Origin of the sequence: Deinococcus aquiradiocola, from assembly GCF_014646915.1 — a bacterium.
Lineage (GTDB): Bacteria > Deinococcota > Deinococci > Deinococcales > Deinococcaceae > Deinococcus > Deinococcus aquiradiocola.
This window is the reverse complement of record NZ_BMOE01000002.1, coordinates 80,261-102,772: the sequence shown is the minus strand read 5'-3', so window position 1 is coordinate 102,772 and position 22,512 is coordinate 80,261. Positions and strand designations below refer to the sequence as shown.

Here is a 22,512-nt window from a genome sequence, read left to right as displayed (position 1 = left end):
TACGGGGGCTGTTCAGCCGTCCACCACGATGACGCGCAGGGTCCGGGGACCGTGGACGCCCTCGACGCGCACGAGTTCGATGTCGCTGGTGGCGCTGCCGCCACTCAGCCACGTGAGCGGCCGCCCGGCGCGGACGGCTCCGGCGACGGCATGCACGCCGTCCAGCACGTCCGGCACGATCTGGTGGGCATGGATGACGCAGACGTGCAGGTCCGGTACGAGCGTCAGCGCGCGGCGGCCCTGGCCAGGGCCGTGGTCGAGGATGATGGTGCCGGTGCGCGCCACGGCGACCGCGCACGACGTCACGACCGAGTCCACGCCGTCCAGCTGCGCGTGCGTGAGGGGTGGGGTGTCACGCCGCACATCCAGGCCGTCCGGGAGCCAGGCCGGGTCCAGGCCGTCCGGGACGACCACGCGGCGCGCGTCTCCCAGGGCGGCCCGCACCGCTTCCCGTACGCCGTCCGGCGACACGCGCACGAAGCCAGCGCGGTAGTCCAGAATGCGGTCCTCGAAGGTGTGCAGCACGTCCGCGCGGGACTGCCCTTCGGCGCGCGGGTAAGCGGGGCGTTCCGGCACGTCCCTGTCCCGGACGGCACGGTTGATGCGCGTCAGGATCTCCAGTCTGGCCTCGGCATTGCTCACGGTTCCCCTCCTGCGCCTTCCGCTTCCCGCTCCCGCCACCACTCCCGGAAGCTCTGCGGCGGGAACGGGGCGAGGTCGCGGCTCTGCGTCCACCCGCCCAGCAGGCCCGGCAGGGCCGTGATCTGCCCGCCGTGCACGAGCGGCCCCTGCCCGGCCCGGGCGAGCTTCACGGCGCCCTCGAAGCGCCAGCCCTCGCTCATGGCGTAGCGCGCCGCGCCCATCGCCACGGATTCCAGCGTCGTGCCCTTGTGCCCATTCGCCTCGCCGCGCAGGTAGATGAGCACCTGCGGGATGTTGATGCGCACCGGGCACGCGTCGAAGCACGCCCCGCACAGGCTGGACGCGCCGGGCAGGGTGTTGGCATTTTTGTCGTCCATGTGCAGCAACTGCGGCGTGAGGATCGCGCCGATCGGGCCGGGGTAGACGCTGCCGTACGCGTGGCCGCCCGCCCGCTCGTACACGGGGCAGACGTTCAGGCACGCCGAGCAGCGGATGCAGCGCAGCGTCTGCCGCCCGACCTCGTCGGCCAGGACGTCGGTGCGGCCGTTGTCGAGCAGGATCAGGTGGAATTCCTGAGGGCCGTCGCCCGGCGTCACGCCACTCCAGAACGACGTGTACGGGTTCATGCGCTCCGCCGTGCTGCTGCGCGGGAGCAGCTCCATGAACACGGAGATGTCCTCCCACGTCCCCAGCACCTTCTCGATGCCCATGATGCTGACGAGCACTTCCGGCAGCGTCACGCACATGCGGCCGTTGCCCTCGGATTCCACCACGCACACGGTTCCCGTGTCGGCGATGGCGAAGTTCGCGCCGGACACCGCCATCTTCGTGGTCAGGAACTTCTGCCGCAGGTAGCGCCGCGCCGCCCCGGCCAGCACGGCGGGGTCGTCCGACAGGTGCTCCGGGTCGCCGAGTTCACGGTTGAACAGCGCCTGGATCTCGGCGCGGTTGCGGTGGATGGCGGGCACCAGGATGTGGCTCGGCGTGTCGTGCGACAGCTGCACGATCAGTTCCGCGAGGTCCGTCTCGATGGCGTGGATGCCGTGCGCGTCCAGCGCCCTGTTCAGCTCGATCTCGTCGGACGTGATGCTCTTGACCTTGATGAGCTCCGTGACCCCGTGCCCCTGCGCGATCTGCGCCACGAGCTCGCGCGCCTCGGCCGCGTCGCGCGCCCAGTGCACGTGCCCGCCGCGCGCTTTGACGCTCGCCTCCAGTTCCAGCAGCCGGTCGCTCAGGTGCGCCAGCGAGGCGTCCTTGGTGGCCGCGCCCAGCACACGCAACTCCTCCCAGTGCGGCAGTTCCCCCACCGCCCGCAGACGCTTCTCGCGGATGGTATTCGTGACCTTGCGGAGGTTCGCCCGGAGCTGCGGGTTGTTGACCTCCGACTTCGCGGCCTCGGGGAAGGGCCGGGCGGGGTGCAGGCCGCTCACGCCCACACCTGCCCAGGGGTGCTCGCGAGGATCTCCGCGAGGTGCACGGTCCTGGCCCCACTTCTTAACCGGTGGAGCCCCCCGCCGATGTGCATCAGGCAGGAGTTGTCCCCGGCGGTGCAGGCCTCCGCGCCGGTCTCCAGGATGTGGCGGGCCTTGTCGGCCAGCATGGCGGTGCTCACGTCGGGGTTCTTGACGCTGAAGGTGCCGCCGAACCCGCAGCACTCGTCCGCATGCGGGAGGGGGAGCAGCGTCAGGCCGCGTACGTTCCGCAGCAGTCTCAGGGGCGCGTCCCCGACGTGCAGCGAGCGCATGGCGTGGCACGTCGGGTGATACGTGACGCGGTGCGGGTACGCCGCGCCGACGTCCTCGACGCCCAGCTTCTTCACGAGGAACTCGCTCAGCTCGTAGATGCGGCCGGAGAGCTCCAGCACCTCACTCCGCAGGGCCTCGTCGCCCTCCCAGTGGGCGGCGTCGGGCGCGAGTTCGCGCAGCATGGCGGCGCACGAGCCGCTCGGCAGGACGATCACCTCGGCGTCCCGGAAGTCGTTCACGAACTTGCGCACCAGGCTCAGGGCGTCCGCGCGGTAGCCGGTGTTCAGGTGCATCTGCCCGCAGCACGTCTGCGCGGCGTTGAAGCGCACCTCGTGGCCCAGGCGTTCGAGGAGCGATACCGTCGCCTGCCCGGTCTTCGGGAACAGGGCGTCGTTCAGGCAGGTGATGAACAGGTCGATTTTCAAGGCGTCACCCCACGCCCAGTCTGCCGCGTTCCGGCGCGCGGCGCACGGGCCTGGCCTGAGGATGGCGTGAAGGTCTGGAGGTCGCTGCTGGCCCGCACCACGTCCCGCAGGCGCATGCCGCCCAGGTGTCCGCCCGCCTGCGCCTGCACGAGCAGGTTGCCGATCAGCGTCGCCTCGACCGGCCCGGCGACCACCGGGCGGCCGGTCGCGTCCGCTGTCAGCTGGTTGAGCAGGTCGCCCTGCGAGCCGCCGCCCACCACGTACAGCGTGTCGACGGGCGTGCCCGTCACCGCCTCCAGGCCGTCCAGCACGTCCGCGATGCGGCGCGCGAGGCTGTCGAGGACGCAGCGCACGATCTCGGGCGGTGACTGGGGCACGGGCTGGCCGGTGTCGCGGCACGCGGCCTGCACGCGCCCCGGCATGTCCGTGCCGGGCGCGAGGAAGCGCGCGTCGTCCGGGTCGAACACGGAGCCGCCAGCCGGGAGGGCAGCCGCGTCCGCGTAGAGTGCCCCGAACTCGGCGTTCCACGCGCGGCGGCATTCCTGCACGATCCACAGGCCCATCACGTTCTTCAGCAGCCGGGTGGTGCCGCCGATGCCCGCCTCGTTCGTGAGGTTCATGGTGCGTGCCGCGCCCCCCAGCACAGGGCGCGGTGATTCCACCCCCACGAGGCTCCACGTGCCGCTCGACACGTACGCCCAGCCGGGATTCTCGCCCGCGGGCACGGCGGCCACGGCGGACGCGGTGTCGTGCGTGGCGGGGGCGATGACGTGCGTGCCGGTCAGGCCCGTCTCGGCCGCCACCTCGGGCCGCAGCGCGCCCAGGTCCGTGCCGGGCTCCACGATGCGCGGCAGCAGCGCGCGGGGGATCCCGGCGGCGTCCACCAGTGCCCACGCCCAGTCGCCCGTGCGCGGGTCGTACAGCTGCGTGGTGCTGGCGTTCGTGCGTTCGGTGACCTTGGCGCCGCACAGCCAGAAGTGCAGCAGGTCCGGCACCATCAGCAGCACCTGCGCCTCCGCCAGCCGTTCCGGTCTCTCGGCGGCCAGCTGGTACAGCGTGTTGAACGGCAGGAACTGGATGCCCGTCGCACGGTAGATGGCGTCGTTGCCCAGCTTTGCGCGGACACGCTCCATCACGCCGTCCAGGCGCGGCGAGCGGTAGTGGTGCACGCCGCTCAGCAGCTCGCCGTGCGTGTCGAGCAGGCCGTAATCGACCGCCCAGGAGTTCACGCCGACGCTGGCGATCTCGCCGCGCCGCCCGGCCAGCGTCAGGCCGTGCAGCACCTCGCGCCACAGGCCCAGGATGTCCCACTGCAGGCCACCGTTCACGGGCACGCCACCGTTCGGGAAGCGGTGCAGCACCTCCACCTCCAGCTGCCCGCCGTGCACGGTGCCCAGTGCCACCCGGCCGCTCGACGCGCCCAGGTCGATGGCGACGTGCCGGGTGGATGCGCCGCTCACCTCAGCGGACATACGCGGTGGGGACGCCGCCGTCCACGGTGATCACGCCGCCCGTCGTCTTCGCGGCCGCCGGGGACGCCAGCCAGTACGTCGCCTCGGCGATGTCCTCGGGCAGCACGTTGACCTTCAGGGTCGTGCGGTTGCGGTAGAACTCCTCCAGTTTGTCCGGCTCGATGCCGTAGGTCGCGGCCCGCTCGGCCCGCCACTTGCCGTCCCAGATGCTGCTGCCCGCCAGGATGCCGTCCGGCAGCACGCTGTTCACGCGGATGCCCGAAGCGCCCCCCTCCTCCGCGAGGCAGCGGGCGAGGTGCAGTTCGGCGGCCTTCGCGGTGCTGTACGCGGCGGCGTTCTTGCCCGCGGCGACGCTGTTCTTGCTGCCGATGAACACGAGGTTCCCGCCGGTGCCCTGCGATTTCATGAGTTTGAAGGCCTCGCGCGCCACCAGGAAGTACCCGGTCGAGAGGATGCTCTGGTTGCGGTTCCACATCTCCAGGCTCGTCTCCTCGATGGGCGCGCTGGACGCGATGCCGGCGTTGTTCACGGCGATGTCCACGCCGCCGTACGTGAGGATGGCGTGCCGGTACGCGGCCATGACCTGGGCCTCCTCGGTGACGTTCATGCCGGTGCTGGTCGCGCGGCGGAAGCCCCTCGTCTTCACGAGATCGTCCGCGACGGTCTGCCCGCCGTCCGCGTTCAGGTCGGCGATCACGATGTGCGCGCCGTCCGCCGCGAGCCGCGACGCGATGGCCCGGCCGATGCCGCTCGCCGCGCCCGTGACGAGTGCCACGTGCCCCTCCAGGGCCTTCGGGGCGGGCTTGAGGCTGAGTTTGTACAGCTCCAGCGGCCAGTACTCGATGGCGTAACTCTCGGCGGCCGAGAGGCTCACGAAGCCGCCGAGGCTGCTGGCAGACTTCATGACCTGAATGGCGCGCGTGTACAGCTGCCGCGAGACCTCGGCGCCCATGGCGTCCGGGCCGCTGTTCACCATGCCCAGGCCCGGGATCAGCACGACGCGCGGCGCGGGCGTGAACATCACGTCGCCGTCTCCCCTGTTCTCCTCGAAGTACGCGGCGTACTCGGCCTTGAACTGCTCTACACCCGCCTTTGCCGCCGCGATCAGGGCGTCCTGGCCCTGCTGCGGCGTCCAGTCGAGGTACAGCGGCACGCGTTTGGTGTGCACGAGATGATCGGGGCACGCCGCGCCCACCTGGGACAGCCCGGCCGCAGCGTTCGAGTTCACGAACTCCATCACGGGGGCGCTGGTGTCCACGCTCAGGATCACGGGCCGGTCGCCTTTCATGGCGCCGCGCAGCACCGGCAGCACGGCGGCGAGCAGCGCGTCCGCACCTTCGGTCTCGCCCGTCACCCGCGCTCCACCGAAGGGCTGAGCGTCGGCGTGCGCGTCCAGGTAGGCCTGAGCCTCCCCGATGATCCGCAGGGTCTTCTCGTAACTCTCCTTCGACGTGTCGCCCCAGGTGACCAGCCCGTGCTTGCCCATCACGACGGCCTCCAGGCCCGGGTTGTCGCGCACGGCCGCGCCGATCTGCTGGCTGAGCGTGAAGCCGGGGCGGATGTAGTCCACCCACGCGGCCCGCTCGCCGTAGATCTCGCGCATGATCTCCGGGCCGCGCGGCGTGCACGCGACGGCGATGATCGCGTCCGGGTGCGTGTGGTCCACGTGCCTGGCGGGCACGAAGGCGTGCAGCAGCGTCTCGATGCTCTGCCGGGGGCGCGATGGCTCGAAGGCCGTGCGGTCGAGGTACGCGGTCATCTCCTCGTCGCTCATGCCGGGGCGCTCGAAGAGCGGGAGCACCTCGTCGAGCTTCAGGCCCGCGAAGCCGCGGGCGGTGATGCTGGCGATGTCGCTGCCGGAACCCTTCACCCACAGCACCGTCACGTCCCGCCCGAGGTGATCTTTCTCCACGCTCTTGGTGCTGGTGTTGCCGCCGTAGATGTTCACGAGTGTCCGGTCGGCGCCCAGCAGGTTCGAGCGGTACGTCAGCGAGGCGAGGCCGTCCCCTTCGGGCGCGTCGGCGTCGTTCCAGCGGTTCTGGATGGTCGTCTTGAGGTGCGTGGTCGTCATGATGTGGACTCCTGTGGATGGGGGGAGAGGCAGGGCGGACGGTCGGCAGGTCAGCGCGTGAGGGTCTTCTCCCTGACGGGGTAGCCGCCGCCGCCCTGCGCGGTGCCGCGCTCGCGGGCGACCGTCGCCTGGTACCCGCTGGCGCGGTGCGCGGCGATGGGGTCGCTCGGCAGGCCGTGCACGTCCCGCCACTCGGCCAGCAGGGGCCGCACGTCGGTCCGGAACGCGTCGGTCAGGGCACGGTGCGCGGCGAGCACGTCCCCCGCCTGCTGCGCGGCCCGCAGCGCGTCCCGGTCGATCAGGAGGGCCTTGGCGTACGCGTCCTGGCAGTTCAGCACCGACTGCAGCATCGCCTCGACTTTGGGTTCGATGTTGTGGCTCTGGTCGATCATGTACGCGACGTTCTGCGCGGTGCGGCGCGTGATCTGGTCGTCCGCGTGCCCTGCGGCGACGAGTTCGGCGTAGATGCAGAACAGCTCGAAGGGGTTGCCCGTGCCGACGATCAGGTCGTCGTCCGCGTAGCGCCGGGCGTTGAAGTGGAAGCCGCCCAGGCGGCCCTCGTCGAGCAGGAACGCGACGATCTGCTCGATGTTCACGCCCTGCGCGTGGTGCCCCAGGTCGACGAGCACCTGCGCCTTCTCGCCGATGGCGACGCAGTGCGCGTACGCGGCGCCCCAGTCGAACAGGTCGGTCGCGTAGAACGCGGGCTCGAAGAGCTTGTACTCGACCAGCATGCGGCCCCCGTCGGGGAGTGCGTCGTGGACGCGCTTCAGGGCGGCGCGCATGGCGTGCTTGCGGCGGCGCAGGTCGTCCTGCCCGGCGTAGTTGGTGCCGTCCGCGAACCACAGCGACAGGTCGCGGCTGCCGGTCTGCCGCATGACCTCCACGCAGTCCAGCAGGTGAGAAACGGCCTGCTCGCGCACCGCCTCGTCGGGGTGCGTGACGCTGCCGAGCCGGTAGACATCGTCCTGGAAGACGTTCGGGTTGATCGCGCCGATGCTCACCCCGCGTTCCCGCGCGTACTGTCCCAGGGCCGCGTAGTCGTCCACCTCGTCCCAGGGGATGTGCAGGGCGACGCTGGGCGCGATGCCGGTCAGGCGGTGCACCTCGGCGGCGTCGTCGATCTTTTCGGACACGTCCCGGGCCGCGCCGGGAGCGGCGAAGGTCTTGAAGCGGGTGCCGCTGTTGCCGTAGCCCCAGCTGGGCGTCTCGATGCGTTGCCGCGAGAGGGCGGCGTCGAGGGGGGCAGTCAATCGTGTCATGGGGGTCTCCGTTACGGGGCGAGGATGAGCTGGATGTCGTCGGTGTCGAGCTGCGCGCGGGTGTCGTCGCCCGGGTCGGCGTCGGTGATGAGGGTGTTCACGTCGGCGTGCGTGGCGATGGTCGCCAGGGCGCGGCGGCCGAACTTGCTGTGGTCGAGCAGGGCGACGACGCTGCTGCCCGACCGGATCAGGGCCTGCTTGCTGCCGACCTCCGGGAGGTGCGGGTCGGTGAAGCCCGCGCCGGGCGCGTACCCCTTGGCGCTGAAGAACACGAGGTCCGGGTGGAGCCGTGCGAGCGTGTCGAGAAAGAACGCACCCACGAAGGAGCGTGCGGGGGCGTGGAAGTTCCCGCCGACCATCAGGAACGGCACGCCTCCGGCAGCGAGGACGTTCGCGGCGTCGAGGCTGCAGGCGATGGCCTGCACCTTGCGGGTGGGGAGCAGCCGGGCGAGGGCGAGGCTGGTGGTGCTGGCGTCCAGCGCGACGGTGTCGCCGTCCTGGATGAGTCCCAGGGCGGCGCGGGCGATGCGTTCCTTGGCTTCGACGTTCTGCCCGGCGCGCAGGGTCTGGGAGAGTTCCTCGGCGGTGCGTTCGAGCATCTGCGCGCCGCCGTGCACGCGCTGGAGTCGGCCCTGTTCGCACAGGGCGTCGATGTCGCGGCGGACGGTCATCTCGTGCACGCCGAGTTCGGCGGCGAGGTCCTTGATGCGGACGACGTTGTGGGTGAGGGCACGCCGCAGGATGTCCTGCTGCCTTCCTGGCAGCGGGCCCGTGACTTCGTTGGACATGCCCCGATCCTAACACGACTCCAACAAAAAGTGACAAGGTCTTGCAATGTTCTGTGTGATGGTGTTGAATGATTCAGTCAATCCCGACCCATAACCCAGCCGCAGCCCCCCAGGCTGCTCCCGGAGGCCCATGTCCACTCCCCACCAACGCGTCTGCTTTCAGCTCCAGGTGCACCCCGACCGCCTGGACGACTACCGGGACCGCCACCGCCACGTCTGGCCCGACATGCTCGCCGCCCTGCGGGACACCGGCTGGCACAACTACTCGCTGTTCCTGCGCCCGGACGGCCTGCTGATCGGCTACTTCGAGACCCCCAGCCTGCAGGCCGCCCGTGACGGCATGGCACGCACCGACGTGAACGCCCGCTGGCAGGCGGAGATGGCCCCGTTCTTCGTGGCGCTCCAGGGCACGCCCGACCAGGGGTTTCTCCAGCTGGAGGAGGTGTTCCATCTTGAGTAACGGCCCTGCGAGCGGAGCGGGTCGCCGCGAGGACGCTGCCGCGCAGGCGCAATCGGTCACGGGTTCTGTTCCCGTGGCTGGCGGCACCGGAGTGACAGCCGACATGGACCGCGTCCAGCCCCTGCTGACCCTCACCCGTGCAGGCAAGTCCTTCGGGCCGGTGCAGGCGCTCAGGGACGTGAGCATCGACCTCTTCCCCGGCGAGGCGCACGCGCTGCTCGGCGAGAACGGCGCGGGCAAGAGCACCTTCGTGAAGATCCTGGCAGGCGTGCACCGCCGCGACACGGGCACACTCACGATGGGCGGCGTGGAGCGGCACTTCCACTCGCCGGCCGACGCGCGGGACGCGGGGATCGCGATCATCTACCAGGAACCGACGCTGTTCCCGGACCTGAGCGTCGCGGAGAACGTCCTGATGGGTCGCCAGCCGCGCGGCGCGTTCGGGCGGATCGACGTGCGGGCCATGCGGGGGCGCGTGTCGGGCCTGCTCGCGGAGCTGGGCGTGCCGCTCGACCCGGCGCGGCCCGTGCGGGGCCTGAGCATCGCGGACCAGCAACTCGTGGAGATCGCCAAGGCGCTGTCGCTGGACGCCCGCGTGCTGATCATGGACGAGCCCACGGCCGCCCTGACGCTGCAGGAGACCGAGCGGCTCTTCCGGGTGGTGCGTTCCCTGCGCTCCAGGGGCGCGGCGGTGCTGTTCATCACGCACCGGCTGGAGGAGGTCTTCGCGGAGTGCCAGCGCGTCACCGTCATGCGCGACGGGACGTGGGTGAGCAGCGGACCCGTCACCGACTACGACACGGACATCGTGGTGCGGCAGATGGTGGGCCGCGACCTGGGCGACCTGTACCCGCGCGGCGACGCGGTGGTGGGCGAGGTGGCCCTCAGCGTGCGCGGCCTCTCGCAGCCGGGCGTGTTCCGCGACGTCAGCTTCGAGGTGCGCCGCGGCGAGATCGTCGGGCTGGCCGGACTGGTCGGCGCGGGCCGCAGCGAGGTGGCCCGCGCGATCTTCGGCGTGGACCCCCGCGTGGATGGCGAGGTCCGGGTGAACGGGCACGTCCTGCCCGCCGGGAACCCGCGCGCCGTGATGAGCGCCGGACTGGGCCTCGTGCCGGAAGACCGCCGCGCGCAGGGCCTCGTGATGGACATGAGCATCGAACGCAACGCGAACCTCGCGATCCTGAACCGGCTGACGGGCGGTCTGCTGATGAACCGCACGGCCGAGGCCCGCAGCGCGCAGGAATGGACGTCCAGGCTGCAGCTCAAGGCGCACCGCCTGAGCGACCCGGCCAGCAGCCTGTCGGGCGGGAACCAGCAGAAGGTCGTGCTCGCCAAGTGGCTCGCCACGAACCCCAGCGTGCTGATCGTGGACGAGCCCACGCGCGGCATCGACGTGGGCGCGAAGGCCGAGGTGCACCGCACGCTCGCGCAGCTCGCCGCGCAGGGCCTCGCGGTCCTGATGATCAGCAGCGACCTGCCGGAGGTGCTCGGCATGGCCGACCGGATCCTCGTCATGCGGGAGGGCGCTCTGGTCGGGGAACTCAGCCGAGAGCAGGGCAGCGAGGAGGCCGTGATGTACCTCGCGACCGGCCAGCGGGCGGGCACCGTGGATGGTGCAGCGTGATGACCAGAAGTGATCCCGTGCCTTCCCCGGCCTCCCCAGCCACGCCGGGCCTGCTCACCCGCCTGCTGCGGGCCCGCGAGGCCGGACTGGTCGGCCTGCTGCTGCTCGTCACGCTGGGCACGGCGGCCATCAACCCGCTGTTCCTGGGAAGTGGCAGCGTCCGCGACCTGTTCCTGAACGTGGCGGTCGTGGCGCTGCTGGTGGTCGGCGAGACTGTCGTCCTGCTGATGAAGCACGTGGACCTCAGCATCAGCAGCGTGGTGGGCCTGAGCGCCTTCCTGACCGGCTCGCTGTTCGCCGCGCACCCGGGCATGCCGATCCCGCTGGCCCTGCTGTTCGGCCTGGCACTCGGCGCGGGGCTGGGCGCCGTGAACGGCCTGCTCGTCGCCTACGGGCGGGTACCTGCCCTGGTCGCCACGCTCGGCACGCTGTACGTGTTCCGGGGCGTCACGTACGCCGTCGTGCACGGCGGGCAGATCAACGCCTCGAATCTCCCGGCCGGGTTCCTGACCTTCGGGACCGGCAGCGTGCTGGGCATCCCGAATCTCGTGCTGCTGGTGTTCGTGGTCATGCTGGGCTTCGGGGCGTACCTGGGCTCGTGGCGCGGCGGGCGCGAGTACTACGCGCTCGGCTCGAACGCCGAGGCGGCGGTGCTCGCCGGGATCAGCGTCACGCGGCGCACCATGACGGGCTTCGTCCTGAGCGGCGCCATCGCGGGCCTCGCGGGCGTGCTGTACCTCGCGCGGTTCGGCACCGTGGACGCCACGGCCGGAACGGGACTGGAGTTGCAGGTGATCGCGGCGGCCGTGGTGGGCGGCGTCAGCATCGCGGGCGGGGTCGGCACCCTGTTCGGCGCGGGGGTCGGCGCGCTGCTGCTGGGCGTGATGGGCAGCGCCCTCGTGACGCTGCGCGCCCCCGGCTTCTACCAGCAGGCCATTCAGGGCGCGCTGCTGCTCGGCGCGATCAGCGTGGACATGCTCGTCTCGAAGCGCGCCGCAAAACGCCTGCAGGCGGCCCCGCAGCAGGGAGGGACACGGAAATGAAGGCACTGAAGACCCTCCCCGGCTGGGAGACCACGCTGACCGTCCTCGTGATCGTCGCGCTGCTGGGCGGCGGGCTGCTCTCGAAGGACTTCCTGACCGGGCAGAACATCTCGTTCCTGACCGCGAACTTCAGCGAGACGCTGCTGATGGCGCTCACCATGACGCTGCTCGTGATCGTGGCCGAGATCGACCTGTCCGTGGCCAGCATCCTGGGCCTGTGCTCGGCGGTCCTGGGCACGCTGTTCGCCGCGGGCGTCCCGATGCCGCTCGCGATCCTGGCGGCCTTCATGACGGGCGGGCTCGCGGGCCTGCTCAACGGGCTGCTCGTCACGCGGCTGGGCCTGCCGTCACTGGCCGTCACCATCGGCACGCTCGCCCTGTACCGCGGGCTGGCCTTCGTGCTGCTCGGCGACCGCGCCGTCGCGGACTTCCCGCAGGCGTACACGAACTTCGGCTTCGGGACGGTGCCCGGCACCCTGATCCCCATTCCCATCGCGGTCGGCGCGGTCCTGGCCGTCCTGACGGCCGTGGTCCTGCACGCCACGCCGTTCGGCCGCAGCCTGTACGCCATCGGGTCGAACGAGGTCGCCGCGCGCTTCTCGGGCCTGCGCGTCGAACGCACCAAGCTGCTGCTGTTCGTGATGTCGGGCCTGATGTCCGCCCTGGCGGGCGTCGTGTACACGTTCCGCTTCGCCAGTGCCCGTGGCGACAACGCCACCGGTTTTGAACTCGGCGTGATCGCGGCCGTGCTGCTGGGCGGCGTCAGCATCTTCGGCGGGAAGGGCAGCGTGATCGGCGCGGTCCTCGCCGTCTTCCTGATCGGCCTGATCAACGGCGCGCTGACCATCGTGGACGTCAGCAACGAGATCCTCACCATCGTGACCGGCCTGCTCCTGATCGGCTCTGTTCTCGTGCCGAACCTCATCGCACGGGCTCAGGCGGCCCGGCAGCGTCGCCGCCTCAGGGGGGAAGTCGTGTCACCCTGACCTGCAGTCCCCGGCCCGGCTTCACCGTCCTCGCCCCTCACGCCTGACCTGGAGGTCGTATGAAATCACGTTCCCTGCTCCTGTCCGCGCTCGCCCTCGGTTCCGCCGCCACGCTCGCCTACGCGCAGCCCGCCCTCAAGAAGGGCCTGAAGATCACCCTGCTGCCCAAGAACATCAACAACCCGTACAACGTCATCGAGACGAGCGGCGGCACCGAGGCCGGCAAGGAGATCGGCGCGACCGTCAAGGTCGTCGGCCCGTCCGACGCGGGTGCCAGCAGCCAGGTCAGCTACATCAACACCGCCATCGCCCAGCGGCAGGACGCCCTGGTGCTCGCCGCGAACGACGCGAACGCCCTGCTGCCGTACCTGGCGCGCGCCAAGGCCAGCGGCATGAAGATCGTCACCATGGACTCCGACACGGCCGTGTCCGGCCGTACGCTCTTCGTCAACCAGGCGAACAGTGAAGGCATCGGGCGCGCGCAGGTGCAACTCCTCGGCAAGCTCATCGGCTACAAGGGCGACATCGCCGTGCTGTCCGCCACGCCGAACGCCACGAACCAGAACACCTGGATCAAGTGGATGCAGGAAGAACTCAAGCTGCCCAGGTACAAGGACATGAAACTCGTCAAGATCGCGTACGGCAACGACGACGACCAGAAATCCTTCACCGAGATGCAGGGCCTCATCCAGGCGTACCCGAACCTGAAGGGCGTCATCTCGCCCACCACGGTCGGCATCAGCGCCGGCGCGCGCTACCTCTCCACCAGCCCGCAGAAGGGCAAGGTCATGCTGACCGGGCTCGGCACGCCCAACCAGATGCGCGCCTTCGTGAAGGACGGGACCGTCACCGCCTTCCAGCTGTGGAACCCCTCGGACGTCGGCTACCTCGCCACGTACGCCGCCGCCGCGCTCGTCAGCGGTCAGATCACCGGCAAGGAAGGCGAGAAGTTCAAGGCCGGGAAGCTCGGCGAGTACACGGTCGGCAAGAACGGCGAGATCATCGTCGGGCCGCCCTACACCTTCGACAAGGCCAACATCGACAAGTTCAACTTCTAGAACGGGGCGGTCGGGACCGGGGAGCGCAAGATGCCCTCCGGGCCCAGGCCCAAGCGGTCCGATGGATTCCGAAGACAGAACGGAATCCACCGGAATCCGTATGAGCGCTGCGGGGTGGGCTGTGAGCGAGATGGACGGCTCACAGCCCACAGGCGTTGCACCGAGGGCGGGGCACGGAAACGCCGGCCCGCCACAAGGAGAACCATGACCGCTTATCCCCTGAAGGTCGGCCTGTTCGGCATCGGCCTGGACACGTACTGGCCGCAGTTCGAGGGCCTGGAGGAGAGATTGAAGGGCTACGTGGCGCGGGTGGCCGCGCGGCTCGCCCGGCCTGGCGTGGAGGTCGTGAACCTCGGCCTGATCGACACGCCCCCGAAGGCACTGGAGGCCGGGCACGCGCTGAGACGCGCGGACGTGGACCTCGTGTTCCTGTACGTGACCACGTACGCGCTGTCCAGCACGGTGCTGCCGGTGGTGCAGCGGGCCGGGGTGCCCGTGGTCATCCTAAACCTGCAGCCCGAGGCGGCCATCGATTACGCGCGCCTGGGTGCGCTCGGGAACCGCACGGCGATGACGGGAGACTGGCTCGCGTACTGCGCGGCGTGCCCGGTGCCGGAGATCGCGAACGTGATGAGACGGGCCGGCATCGCCTTTCATCAGGTGACGGGCGTGCTGGAGGGCGACCCGCACGTGTGGGCGGAGGTGGACGGCTGGCTGGACGCAGCGCGCGTGGCGCACGTCATGGCGCACGGCCGCCTGGGCGTGATGGGCCGGTACTACAACGGGATGCTGGACATCTACTCGGACCTGACGCTGCAGGCGATCAAGTTCGGGACGCACATCGAGGTGCTGGAGCCCGACGAACTGAGTGCGCTGCGGCGCGAGGTGCCAGACGCCGAGGCACGCGCGCGCGTGGAGGACTTCCGGCGTGCGTTCGACGTGCAGCCGGACTGCGATCCGGCGGAACTGACGCGGGCGGCGCGCACCAGCGTGGCCCTCGACCGCTTCGTGGAGCGGCACGACCTGACCCATCTGGCGTACTACGCCGAGGGTTCGCCCGGCAGTGAGAACGAGGACGTGCTGACCTCCGTGATCCTGGGCTGCTCGCTGCTCACGGCGCGCGGCATTCCGGTGGCGGGCGAGTACGAGGTGAAGAACGCGCAGGCCATGAAGATCATGGACACCCTGGGGGTGGGCGGGTCGTTCACGGAGTACTACGCGCTGGACTTTGGTGACGACGTGGTCCTGATGGGTCACGACGGGCCGGGGCATCCGGGCATCGCGCAGGGCCGCACGAAGGTCCGTCCGCTGGAGGTGTATCACGGCAAGGTGGGGAGGGGCCTCAGCGTGGAGATGAGCGTGCAGCACGGCCCCGTCACGCTGCTGTCCGTGGTCGAGGAGGGGGGCGGCCTGAAGCTTCTCGTCGCCGAGGGCGAGAGTGTGCCCGGCCCCATCCTGGAGATCGGCAACACCAACAGCCGCTACCGCTTCCCCATCGGCGCGCGGGCCTTCGTGGAGGCGTGGAACGCCCAGGGCCCCGCCCACCACTGCGCGGTCGGTGTGGGCCATGTCGCAGACCGTCTGCGGAAACTCGGGGCCTTGAGGGGCCTGCCTGTCGTGCAGGTCTGCTGACCGGAAGCCACGGAGGACACAATCTTCAGGGGATCGGCGTGAAGGAGTGACCCCCGTCCAGGTCGGCGATCAGGCCGGGACGGGTGGGGGTCCGGCAAAGGCGCTGGCGGGCGAGGGCGCTGCTGGCGAGGATGGACTGCACGGGGACCGATCAGGGTTCCGGTCAGACAGGGAGGCGACTCCTGCCCACCCGGCTGGAAGAGAGAAGCCCAGGTTCCGGAAGAGAAACCGGTCAGAGCATGTCAGGAAGGAGCAGACGGGGCTGTCATCCCCGTCTGCTCCGGTCGTGCGTGGGCCGTTCAGGGCGTCCGGAGCGGGTGGGCGAGCCTGGACGCTTCGGGCAGGGCCACACCGGACAGCACCGCGACCAGCGCGCCGATCACCCAGGCGTTCCAGGCGGGCGTGCCCTGGCCGCTGAAGTTCAGGACCCAGGGCGCCAGGAACAGGCCGAGGCCGAGCAGCAGTGCGGACCATTCGGCGGCGCGCGAGCCGGGGATCAGCAGGGCCCACAGACCGACGAGCAGGATCAGGGCGCCGACCCACATGGCGTCCGTGCGGGCGACATTGCCGAACCCCAGGGCGTTCGGGGCGACGAGCAGCCACATGCCGGCCACCAGTGTGATCCAGTCTTCCCATTTGCGACTCATCCGTTCCTCCCGTGGATGGGCGTTCCGGCGGAGCTGAACGGGTGCTGGGACGCCTTCCTCGTTCAGTTTCCGCCTTGCCGGGGGACGCAACTGCCACCGCGCCACAATGACCGTCACCGAAGCTTCATGTGACAGGGTCGGGCGCGGCCCTTGGTGGGAGGGGCGGCGCTGCGGGAAGTTCGCCGGTGGATAACCCCGAACATTTATTTAGCTATTTACATACTCATCCATTTCCGCTAGGCTGCACGGTGAAACGCATCACACTTCACGCTCCACGAACGAGGTCCCCCATGATCGTCGAAACGAAGCTCCTCGGCCGCCGCACCCCCTTCGAACGCCGCCCCGTCGACCTGCCCGACCACTCGCACACCCTGGCGGGCCTCCTCACGCACCTCGTCGAGCACGAGGTCGCAGCCTACCGGGAACGACAGGACAGCGTCGGCGTGCTGCGCGTCCTCACCGAACACGAACTGCAGGACGCCGCCCAGACCGGCCGCGTCACGGTCGCCCCGCAGGAACGCGGCGGCGACGTGGACCCGCAGGACGCGGTCCGCACCGCCCTGACCGCCTTCCGGGACGGCCTGTACTACGTGTTCGTGGACGACTGCCAACTCCGCGACCTCCACGAACCCGTCACCCTGCGACCCGACAGCACCCTGCTGCTGCTGCGCCTCACCGCGCTGGCCGGAGGCTGACGTGGACGTTCAGGACTCCCTGCGCCCCTTCCAGCAGCCCTGGAAACCCGGCTTCGACGAGCGGCTCGGCACGCTCCCGCCCGAACTGTCCGCGCCTCTCGAGGCGTCGCAGCGAAGTTCGAACCATCACTGGGAGCGCGAGCTGACACAGGAAGCCGTCACGGACCTTCTGCACGCCAGCACGCCCGAGACCCGGCGAATGATCGCGGCCGTGTTCTTCCCGCAGTTCCCGGACGTGGCGGCCCGCACGCTGGACGCCCTGCTCACCCGCCACCCGTACCCGCAGGGCTACGCCCGCCGCGCCTTCCGCGCTCCCGGCCACCGGCTGGCCGCCGCGCACGCGCAGACGTGGCTGTGGCAGGCCTGGAACGCCACCCGTGAGTACCCACAGCCCATCGAGTGGTTCGCGGTGCACGCGGGCCTGCTGAACGCCTGGCAGTCGCACGGCCTGGGCCTGCTGCTCGGTCAGGCGATCAGCGACGGCAACGAGGACGTGTACGGCGTGCTGCGCGACACGGCGGGCACGCAGCACCCGGTGGCGCGCATGGGCCGCCACGTGCCCGGCGCCCTGCTGTCCAGCACCCGTGAGGATGCCTGGACGCTCGCGGAGGGCCTGCTGCTCGCCGCGCAGCGTCAGGAGGGCCTGCGTCAGGTGATCCTCGAGACGGTGGACGAGGCCAGCCCGGACGCCTTCACCCGCACCCTGCGCCTGATCCTGCAGGAGGACCTGCTGCGCTTCGCTGCGACCCTGCGTGCCGCGTGCGTATGGTTCGGGCTGAACTACGACGTGACCGATGTCAGGACGGTGCGCGCCCACCTCACGCAGGCGCTCGCCTACCTGGACGACCCGGCGGCAGCCCGCGCGGCCGTGCCGTCAGGGTCCGGCGTGGACGCGTACCTGGCGCTGTTCACGCTCGCCATGCGCGACGCCGTGCACGCCGCCGACCTCGCCCGCCCGCTGCTCACGGACGCCGACGCAGCGAGACGCATGGCGGCCGCGCAGTACCTGCTGGCCGCCGAACTCCTCACGGACGACGACCGCCTGACGCTCCTGCGTGACCCGGACCTGCGCATCGCCGCGCTGGCGGGCGGCATCCTGAACCGCTGGGGCAGCGTGAACCCCGGCTACACCTTCGAAGCGTACGAGGCGTACGCCCTGCGCCTGCCGGAATCGGCGCGGCACGACCCGATCCTGTTCCCGTGGCTGGGGCAGATTCCGGCCCGCGACTCCGCCCTGGACGCCCTGCCCGCCCTGCGCGGCGAGCGGTCCTTCACGGTCCTCGCCCCGCACCTGGGCAGCATGAGCGTGTACGGCAAGACGGCCGTGCTGCGCGCCCTGGGCGAGCAGGCCGGGAAGGCGCCCCTGGACGGCCCGGCCCGCGCCCTGCTGCTGACCCTGCTTCAGGACCGCAACAGCAGCGTCTCGCAGGAAGCCGTGACCGTCATGGCGCACTTCACGCCCGATCCCGCCGAGATCGGCGCCGTGCACACCCTGCTGAAACGCAGGAGTGCCGACCTGCGCCGCGGCCTGATCCGCCTGCTCGCCAGCGATCCCGTCCAGGCGCAGACGAGCGCCCACACCCTGCTCGGCGGGAACACCGACCAGCGGCAGGCGGGCCTGCAACTCCTGATCGAGACGGGCGGCGCCCTGCCCGGTGACTTCCGCCCGAAAAACATCACCGAGGAAACCCTGCTCGCGCGGCTGACGGACCCCGGCTCACAGGTCAGCCTGCAGGACGGACTCGGCCTGTTCGACCCGTCCCGCCTGACCCGCCCCGCGCCCCTGCAGGCGCGCACGCGGGACTACCCGGCGGAATTGCAGCGCGGCGCGGCCCTGCTGCGCAGCCTGGACGCCCTGATCGTCCAGCACCGCGAGACACCACTGGTGGGCGTCGGCTGGGACGGCAGCGAGACCGTACTGCTCGGCAACGTCAGCCCCTGGCACCTGCGGCCCGGCCGGGACGGGCAACCCATGCCGCTCGACGACCTGTGGCAGGCGTGGTGGAATGCCCGCCCGGACGCGCAGGACGGTGACCTGACCCGCATGCGCTGGACGCTGGCGCACTTCGTCGCCCGCACCGACACCACCGAAAGCGAACTGCAGAGCGAACTGGACGGCACCGACGCCGCCAGCCCTGAAGCCACCAGTTCCGACGCCACCCCGGACGCCAGCGAACTGGAGGCCGAGGTGCTGGACCTGCTGGGCCTCGACCCGGAAGGCCTTCAGGACCTGCTGGAGGACGCCGACGAGGACGAACTGGCCGAGCACCGCGCGACCGTGGACGCCGCCGGGGTGCGTCAGGACCTGCGCCGCCGCACCCTGCACCGCACGCTCGGCCCGCTCGTCTCATTGCGTCTGGCGCACCCGGATCTCGCGCGCGTGATCGTGGACGCCCTGCACGATCAGCACGCCACGCCCACCGACACCGAGATGGCACTGGACGCCTGGGAGACGGCCCTGTCGTACCTGCCGACGGACGTGCGGGTGCACGTGGATCCGCAGTACACCTGGCGGCGCGAGGACCCCCGCGACCTGCTGCACCCCCTGATGCCGCGCGGTTCCTGGGTCACCTGGACGGCGGAGCAGGTGCAGCGCCTGTGGAACCTGATCCTGTACCGTGGGCAGGCGTTCCCGAACCTGCCGCGCCAGCGGCCGGACACGGCCCTGCTGCTGCACGCGTACGCGCACGGCTGGGCGAACCGTGACGACCTGCTCGACCAGCTGATCGGGGGACGCCCGGAACAAGGGGGGTATTCCTCCGGTAACGACTTCCGGGACCTGGGCGCCTACACGCGCCGGACCGTCAGGGCAGACCTGCCCACCCACCCCGACTGGCTGACGGCCGTCAACGCCGTGCGGGACCGGGTGCTGGAGGTCGAACTCGCGCGCGGCGACCTCGAAACGCCCGCCACGCTGCCCGCGCTGGCCCTGCAGGGCACGCACGGCGCGGACCTGCCGCTGCGCCTGCTGGCCGCCCTGGGTAAAAATTCTCTGAAACGCGGGTATCAGGGCCGCAACGAGAGCCGCGACGTGACGTTCAGCCACCTGATCCGCGTGTCGTTCCCACTGCCCGGTGACACGCCTCAGCGTTTCCAGGCGCAGGTGCAGGCGCTCGGAATTCCGGAGGCGCGCCTGCTGGACCTCGCCATGTTCGCGCCGCAGTGGGCGCCGCTGGTGTCCGGCGCGCTCGGCTGGCGCGGCCTGCAGGACGGCGTGTACTGGCTGCACGCGCACACCCGCGACAGCAACTGGAGCGTCCCGGAGGACGTGCGGCAGGCGTGGGAGGCCGAGATCGCCGAACGCACCCCCCTGAGTGCCGCCGATCTGACCGAGGGCGCCGTGGACGTCGCGTGGTTCCGGCGGACCTTCAAGGCGCTGGGCGCGCAGCGGTTCGCGGCGCTGCTGGACGCCGCGAAGTACGCCAGCAGCAGCGGCGGGCACAAGCGCGCCGAAACGTTCGCCCGTGCGGTCCTCGGCGAGCTGGACGAGGCGGAACTGCGCGGCCGTATTCAAGACAAGCGCAATCAGGACGCCGTGCGCGCCCTGGGCCTGCTGCCGCTGGCACGTGCGAAGGCGGTAGCGGCCCGTCACGTGACGGAACGCTACCGCGTGATCAGCGAGTTCCAGCGCGGCGCGCGGCAGTTCGGCGCGCAGCGTCAGGCGAGCGAGCGCCGCGCGGCCGACATCGGCCTGCACAACCTCGCCCGCACGGCCGGGTACACGGACCCGCAGCGGCTCGTGTGGGCCATGGAGGCCCGCACCGCGCCTGACTGGACGCAGACCGTCACCGTGGACGGCGTGACGCTCGGCATCGCCCTCACGGACGCCGGGGAGGCCAGCATGACCGTCCGGCGCGGCGAGAAAGCCCTCAAAGCCCTGCCGCCTGCCCTGAAGAAGGTGCCGGAGGTGATCGCCCTCCGGGAGAGCGTCACGGAACTGAACGCCACGCGGGGCCGCATGCGCGCCGCGCTGGAGGACGCCATGATCCGCGGCGACCACCTGCAGCCGCAGGAACTGAGTGACCTCGCCGCGCACCCCGTCATCGCGCCGATGCTGCGCAGCCTCGTGTGGGTCATGAACGAGGAGCACGCCGGGTGGTGGCAGGGCGACACCCTGGACACGCCCGCAGGCCCGCAGCCGACCGGTGATCACGCCCTGCGCCTCGCGCACCCGCACGACCTGTTCACGCTCCGCCAGTGGCCGACCTTCCAGGCACAGGTCATGGAGCGCGGCGTCACGCAGCCGTTCAAGCAGGTGTTCCGCGAGTACTACCCGCCCACCCCGGCCGAAGCGGACGCGAAACGCAGCACGCGCTTCGACGGCCATCACGTGCAGCCCGGCAAGGCCGCCGCGCTCCTCAAGACGCGCGGCTGGGTACCGGTGCCCGAGGAAGGCGTCCGCAAGACCTGGCATGCCGAGGGCCTCAACGTCTGGATCGACACCAGCCTCGGCTACGGCACCCCGAACGAGGTCGAGGGCACCCCGCTGAACGCCGCGTACTTCCTGCCGCACGGCGCGACCGAGCCCCTGATCCTCTCGCAGGTGCCGCCCCGCGTGTTCAGCGAGACCATGCGCGACCTCGACCTCGTCGTGTCCGTCGCGCATGTCGGCGGCGTCGACCCGGAAGCCACGCAGAGCACCACCGAGATGCGCGCCGCCCTGCTGCGCGAGACGCTGCGCCTCCTGAACCTCGGCAACGTCCGCGTGCAGCACGACCACGCCCTGATCGACGGGCACCACGCGCAGTACACCGTGCACCTCGGCAGCGGCACCGTTCACCGCCAGCCCGGCGGATCCCTGTGCATCATTCCCGTACACAACGGGCAGCAGGGCCGCGTGTTCCTGCCGTTCGCGGATCCTGACCCGCGCACCGCCGAGGTCGTCAGCAAGGTGCTGCTCCTCGCCGAGGACCGTAAGATTCAGGATCCCACCATCCTCGAACAGCTGCGCTGAGGACGCACGAGTCAGGGCCGCCCGGGTGGACGCCGGGCGGCCTTGACGCTGCGCCCCTGCGGGGTGCCTTCAGGCCGGGACGTACGGCCAGGCGACCTCTCCGACCGGATCGTCAGGCCCGGCGGCGTCCCAGTCGTAGGGGTAGACCTCACGGCAGATCAGTGGACCACGGGTGCCGTGCGCGTCGGCGTACGCCGCGGTGACGTCGAACGCTTCGAGAATGGCAGGAAACTCGAACTGCCTCCTCGTGACGGTCACGTACGCCTCGTGGTGTGCGGCCTCCTCACGCAGGACGATGTCGTCGCCGGGCGCCAGGGTGCCCTCGTAAGGCACGCAGACCTCGACGGGACCGTCACTGTCGGCAGTCACGGCACCGTGGTAGATCACGAACGGCGGTCCGGTGAGCGCGGCCCCCCGGGCGGGCACGAACCCGGTCAACCGGGCGATGCTGGGCGCCAGAAAGCCGTCGAGTTCCGGCTGGAACACGCGGCGCTGAAGGGTCGCGAGCTGCCGAACAGGCTGTTCGCGGGTGTGGACGGTGAAGGTTCCGTTCATGGGCGTGTCTCCTTCGAGGGTCGTCAGGACGTACCGGGCGAGCGCGCAGCGGGCATGATGTTGCTGCTCGGCCGCGTTCCAGTACCCCCGGACCAGGGTGGGTCGGGCGCCGACAGGCGCGTCCAGAACGGCGCGGATGGTGGTGAGCGGCATGTGCAGTCCGCGCAGCAGACCGATGAGTCGCGCGGTCTCCAGCTGGGCGGGCAGGTAGAAGCGGTAGCCTGTCTGGTCGTCCACCTGGGCGGGCGTCAGAAGCCCCAGGTCACCGTACAGACGCAGTGCTTTCGCACTCAGACGGGTGGCGCGGGAGAACGCGCCGATTGTCATCGGGGTGAGGGGTCGGGTCATGGTCGAACCTCCGGAGGTGCCCCCATGCTGAGCCCTGCCCCTGGGGCAAGGTCAAGCGGAAGTCCAGGGGTGCCGGGCAGACCGGGCGCCCGGCGGTCATGGCGC

At 70.7% G+C, this 22,512-nt stretch carries 17 protein-coding genes; 8 read left to right on the top strand and 9 right to left on the bottom strand.

Annotated features, from left to right (window positions below; all coding sequences use genetic code 11):
• Positions 1-12: 12 nt before the first annotated feature.
• The 7 genes from IEY33_RS04415 to IEY33_RS04385 are packed head-to-tail and all read right to left on the bottom strand — an operon-like array spanning position 13 to position 8,405.
• Complete coding sequence (locus IEY33_RS04415) at positions 13-642, bottom strand: LutC/YkgG family protein (protein WP_188961067.1); 630 nt, start codon at positions 640-642, stop codon at positions 13-15.
• Entirely contained in the window at positions 639-2,072 is a 1,434-nt protein-coding gene (locus IEY33_RS04410; RefSeq protein WP_229670763.1) for a lactate utilization protein B, read from the bottom strand. Before IEY33_RS04410 ends, IEY33_RS04415 begins: the two co-directional genes overlap by 4 nt.
• Positions 2,069-2,812 (bottom strand): (Fe-S)-binding protein, encoded by a 744-nt coding sequence (locus tag IEY33_RS04405; protein ID WP_188961065.1) that lies wholly within the window; start codon positions 2,810-2,812, stop codon positions 2,069-2,071. Before IEY33_RS04405 ends, IEY33_RS04410 begins: the two co-directional genes overlap by 4 nt.
• Positions 2,809-4,284 (bottom strand): rhamnulokinase, encoded by a 1,476-nt coding sequence (locus IEY33_RS04400; RefSeq protein WP_188961064.1) that lies wholly within the window; start codon positions 4,282-4,284, stop codon positions 2,809-2,811. The genes IEY33_RS04405 and IEY33_RS04400 overlap by 4 nt, the downstream gene beginning before the upstream one ends.
• The gene (locus IEY33_RS04395; protein WP_188961063.1) at positions 4,274-6,355 is read right to left on the bottom strand and encodes a bifunctional aldolase/short-chain dehydrogenase; all 2,082 of its coding nucleotides are present in this window, start codon (positions 6,353-6,355) and stop codon (positions 4,274-4,276) included. The genes IEY33_RS04400 and IEY33_RS04395 overlap by 11 nt, the downstream gene beginning before the upstream one ends.
• Before the next feature lie 50 nt (positions 6,356-6,405).
• Complete coding sequence (gene rhaI, locus IEY33_RS04390) at positions 6,406-7,617, bottom strand: L-rhamnose isomerase (RefSeq protein WP_188961062.1); 1,212 nt, start codon at positions 7,615-7,617, stop codon at positions 6,406-6,408.
• Positions 7,618-7,628: 11 nt separating this feature from the next.
• Positions 7,629-8,405 (bottom strand): DeoR/GlpR family DNA-binding transcription regulator, encoded by a 777-nt coding sequence (locus IEY33_RS04385; protein ID WP_188961061.1) that lies wholly within the window; start codon positions 8,403-8,405, stop codon positions 7,629-7,631.
• 130 nt (positions 8,406-8,535) lie between these two features.
• On the opposite strand from IEY33_RS04385, the gene IEY33_RS04380 reads away from it, so the two are divergent.
• The 6 genes from IEY33_RS04380 to IEY33_RS04355 all read left to right on the top strand — a co-directional run bounded on the left by IEY33_RS04380 (position 8,536) and on the right by IEY33_RS04355 (position 15,208).
• Positions 8,536-8,865, top strand: a complete 330-nt coding sequence (locus IEY33_RS04380) for an L-rhamnose mutarotase (RefSeq protein ID WP_188961060.1) — start codon at positions 8,536-8,538, stop codon at positions 8,863-8,865.
• 103 nt (positions 8,866-8,968) lie between these two features.
• Positions 8,969-10,489, top strand: a complete 1,521-nt coding sequence (locus IEY33_RS04375) for a sugar ABC transporter ATP-binding protein (protein WP_188961059.1) — start codon at positions 8,969-8,971, stop codon at positions 10,487-10,489.
• A gap of 17 nt (positions 10,490-10,506) precedes the next feature.
• Positions 10,507-11,532, top strand: coding sequence for an ABC transporter permease (locus tag IEY33_RS04370; protein WP_229670762.1), 1,026 nt, complete (start codon positions 10,507-10,509; stop codon positions 11,530-11,532).
• Positions 11,529-12,518 carry an ABC transporter permease gene (locus tag IEY33_RS04365; protein WP_188961057.1) on the top strand — a complete coding sequence of 330 codons (990 nt, stop codon included), beginning with the start codon at positions 11,529-11,531 and terminating at the stop codon, positions 12,516-12,518. The genes IEY33_RS04370 and IEY33_RS04365 overlap by 4 nt, the downstream gene beginning before the upstream one ends.
• Before the next feature lie 59 nt (positions 12,519-12,577).
• Positions 12,578-13,576, top strand: a complete 999-nt coding sequence (gene rhaS / locus IEY33_RS04360; protein WP_188961056.1) for a rhamnose ABC transporter substrate-binding protein — start codon at positions 12,578-12,580, stop codon at positions 13,574-13,576.
• Positions 13,577-13,780: 204 nt separating this feature from the next.
• Positions 13,781-15,208 (top strand): arabinose isomerase, encoded by a 1,428-nt coding sequence (locus IEY33_RS04355; protein ID WP_188961055.1) that lies wholly within the window; start codon positions 13,781-13,783, stop codon positions 15,206-15,208.
• A gap of 299 nt (positions 15,209-15,507) precedes the next feature.
• Here IEY33_RS04355 and IEY33_RS04350 read toward each other — a convergent pair whose 3' ends face one another.
• Entirely contained in the window at positions 15,508-15,855 is a 348-nt protein-coding gene (locus IEY33_RS04350) for an SPW repeat domain-containing protein (RefSeq protein WP_188961054.1), read from the bottom strand.
• A gap of 290 nt (positions 15,856-16,145) precedes the next feature.
• Here IEY33_RS04350 and IEY33_RS19190 point away from each other — a divergent pair, with 290 nt between their 5' ends.
• Positions 16,146-16,550, top strand: a complete 405-nt coding sequence (locus IEY33_RS19190; RefSeq protein ID WP_229670761.1) for a hypothetical protein — start codon at positions 16,146-16,148, stop codon at positions 16,548-16,550.
• A gap of 1 nt (position 16,551) precedes the next feature.
• Positions 16,552-21,504, top strand: a complete 4,953-nt coding sequence (locus IEY33_RS04340; protein WP_188961053.1) for a DUF4132 domain-containing protein — start codon at positions 16,552-16,554, stop codon at positions 21,502-21,504.
• Positions 21,505-21,573: 69 nt separating this feature from the next.
• Here the strand turns inward: IEY33_RS04340 and IEY33_RS04335 are convergent, their stop codons facing one another.
• Complete coding sequence (locus tag IEY33_RS04335) at positions 21,574-22,407, bottom strand: MerR family transcriptional regulator (protein ID WP_188961052.1); 834 nt, start codon at positions 22,405-22,407, stop codon at positions 21,574-21,576.
• Between the last annotated feature and the right edge of the window lie 105 nt (positions 22,408-22,512).

Bases quoted from the DNA above. Each gene is read 5' to 3' on its own strand.
- IEY33_RS04400 (WP_188961064.1), bottom strand. From the start codon at position 4,284: ATGTCCGCTGAGGTGAGCGGCGCATCCACCCGGCACGTCGCCATCGAC.
- rhaI (WP_188961062.1), bottom strand. From the start codon at position 7,617: ATGACACGATTGACTGCCCCCCTCGACGCCGCCCTCTCGCGGCAACGC.
- rhaS (WP_188961056.1), top strand. From the start codon at position 12,578: ATGAAATCACGTTCCCTGCTCCTGTCCGCGCTCGCCCTCGGTTCCGCC.
- IEY33_RS04395 (WP_188961063.1), bottom strand. From the start codon at position 6,355: ATGACGACCACGCACCTCAAGACGACCATCCAGAACCGCTGGAACGAC.
- IEY33_RS04385 (WP_188961061.1), bottom strand. From the start codon at position 8,405: ATGTCCAACGAAGTCACGGGCCCGCTGCCAGGAAGGCAGCAGGACATC.
- IEY33_RS04355 (WP_188961055.1), top strand. From the start codon at position 13,781: ATGACCGCTTATCCCCTGAAGGTCGGCCTGTTCGGCATCGGCCTGGAC.
- IEY33_RS19190 (WP_229670761.1), top strand. From the start codon at position 16,146: ATGATCGTCGAAACGAAGCTCCTCGGCCGCCGCACCCCCTTCGAACGC.
- IEY33_RS04365 (WP_188961057.1), top strand. From the start codon at position 11,529: ATGAAGGCACTGAAGACCCTCCCCGGCTGGGAGACCACGCTGACCGTC.
- IEY33_RS04380 (WP_188961060.1), top strand. From the start codon at position 8,536: ATGTCCACTCCCCACCAACGCGTCTGCTTTCAGCTCCAGGTGCACCCC.
- IEY33_RS04375 (WP_188961059.1), top strand. From the start codon at position 8,969: ATGGACCGCGTCCAGCCCCTGCTGACCCTCACCCGTGCAGGCAAGTCC.
- IEY33_RS04335 (WP_188961052.1), bottom strand. From the start codon at position 22,407: ATGACCCGACCCCTCACCCCGATGACAATCGGCGCGTTCTCCCGCGCC.
- IEY33_RS04350 (WP_188961054.1), bottom strand. From the start codon at position 15,855: ATGAGTCGCAAATGGGAAGACTGGATCACACTGGTGGCCGGCATGTGG.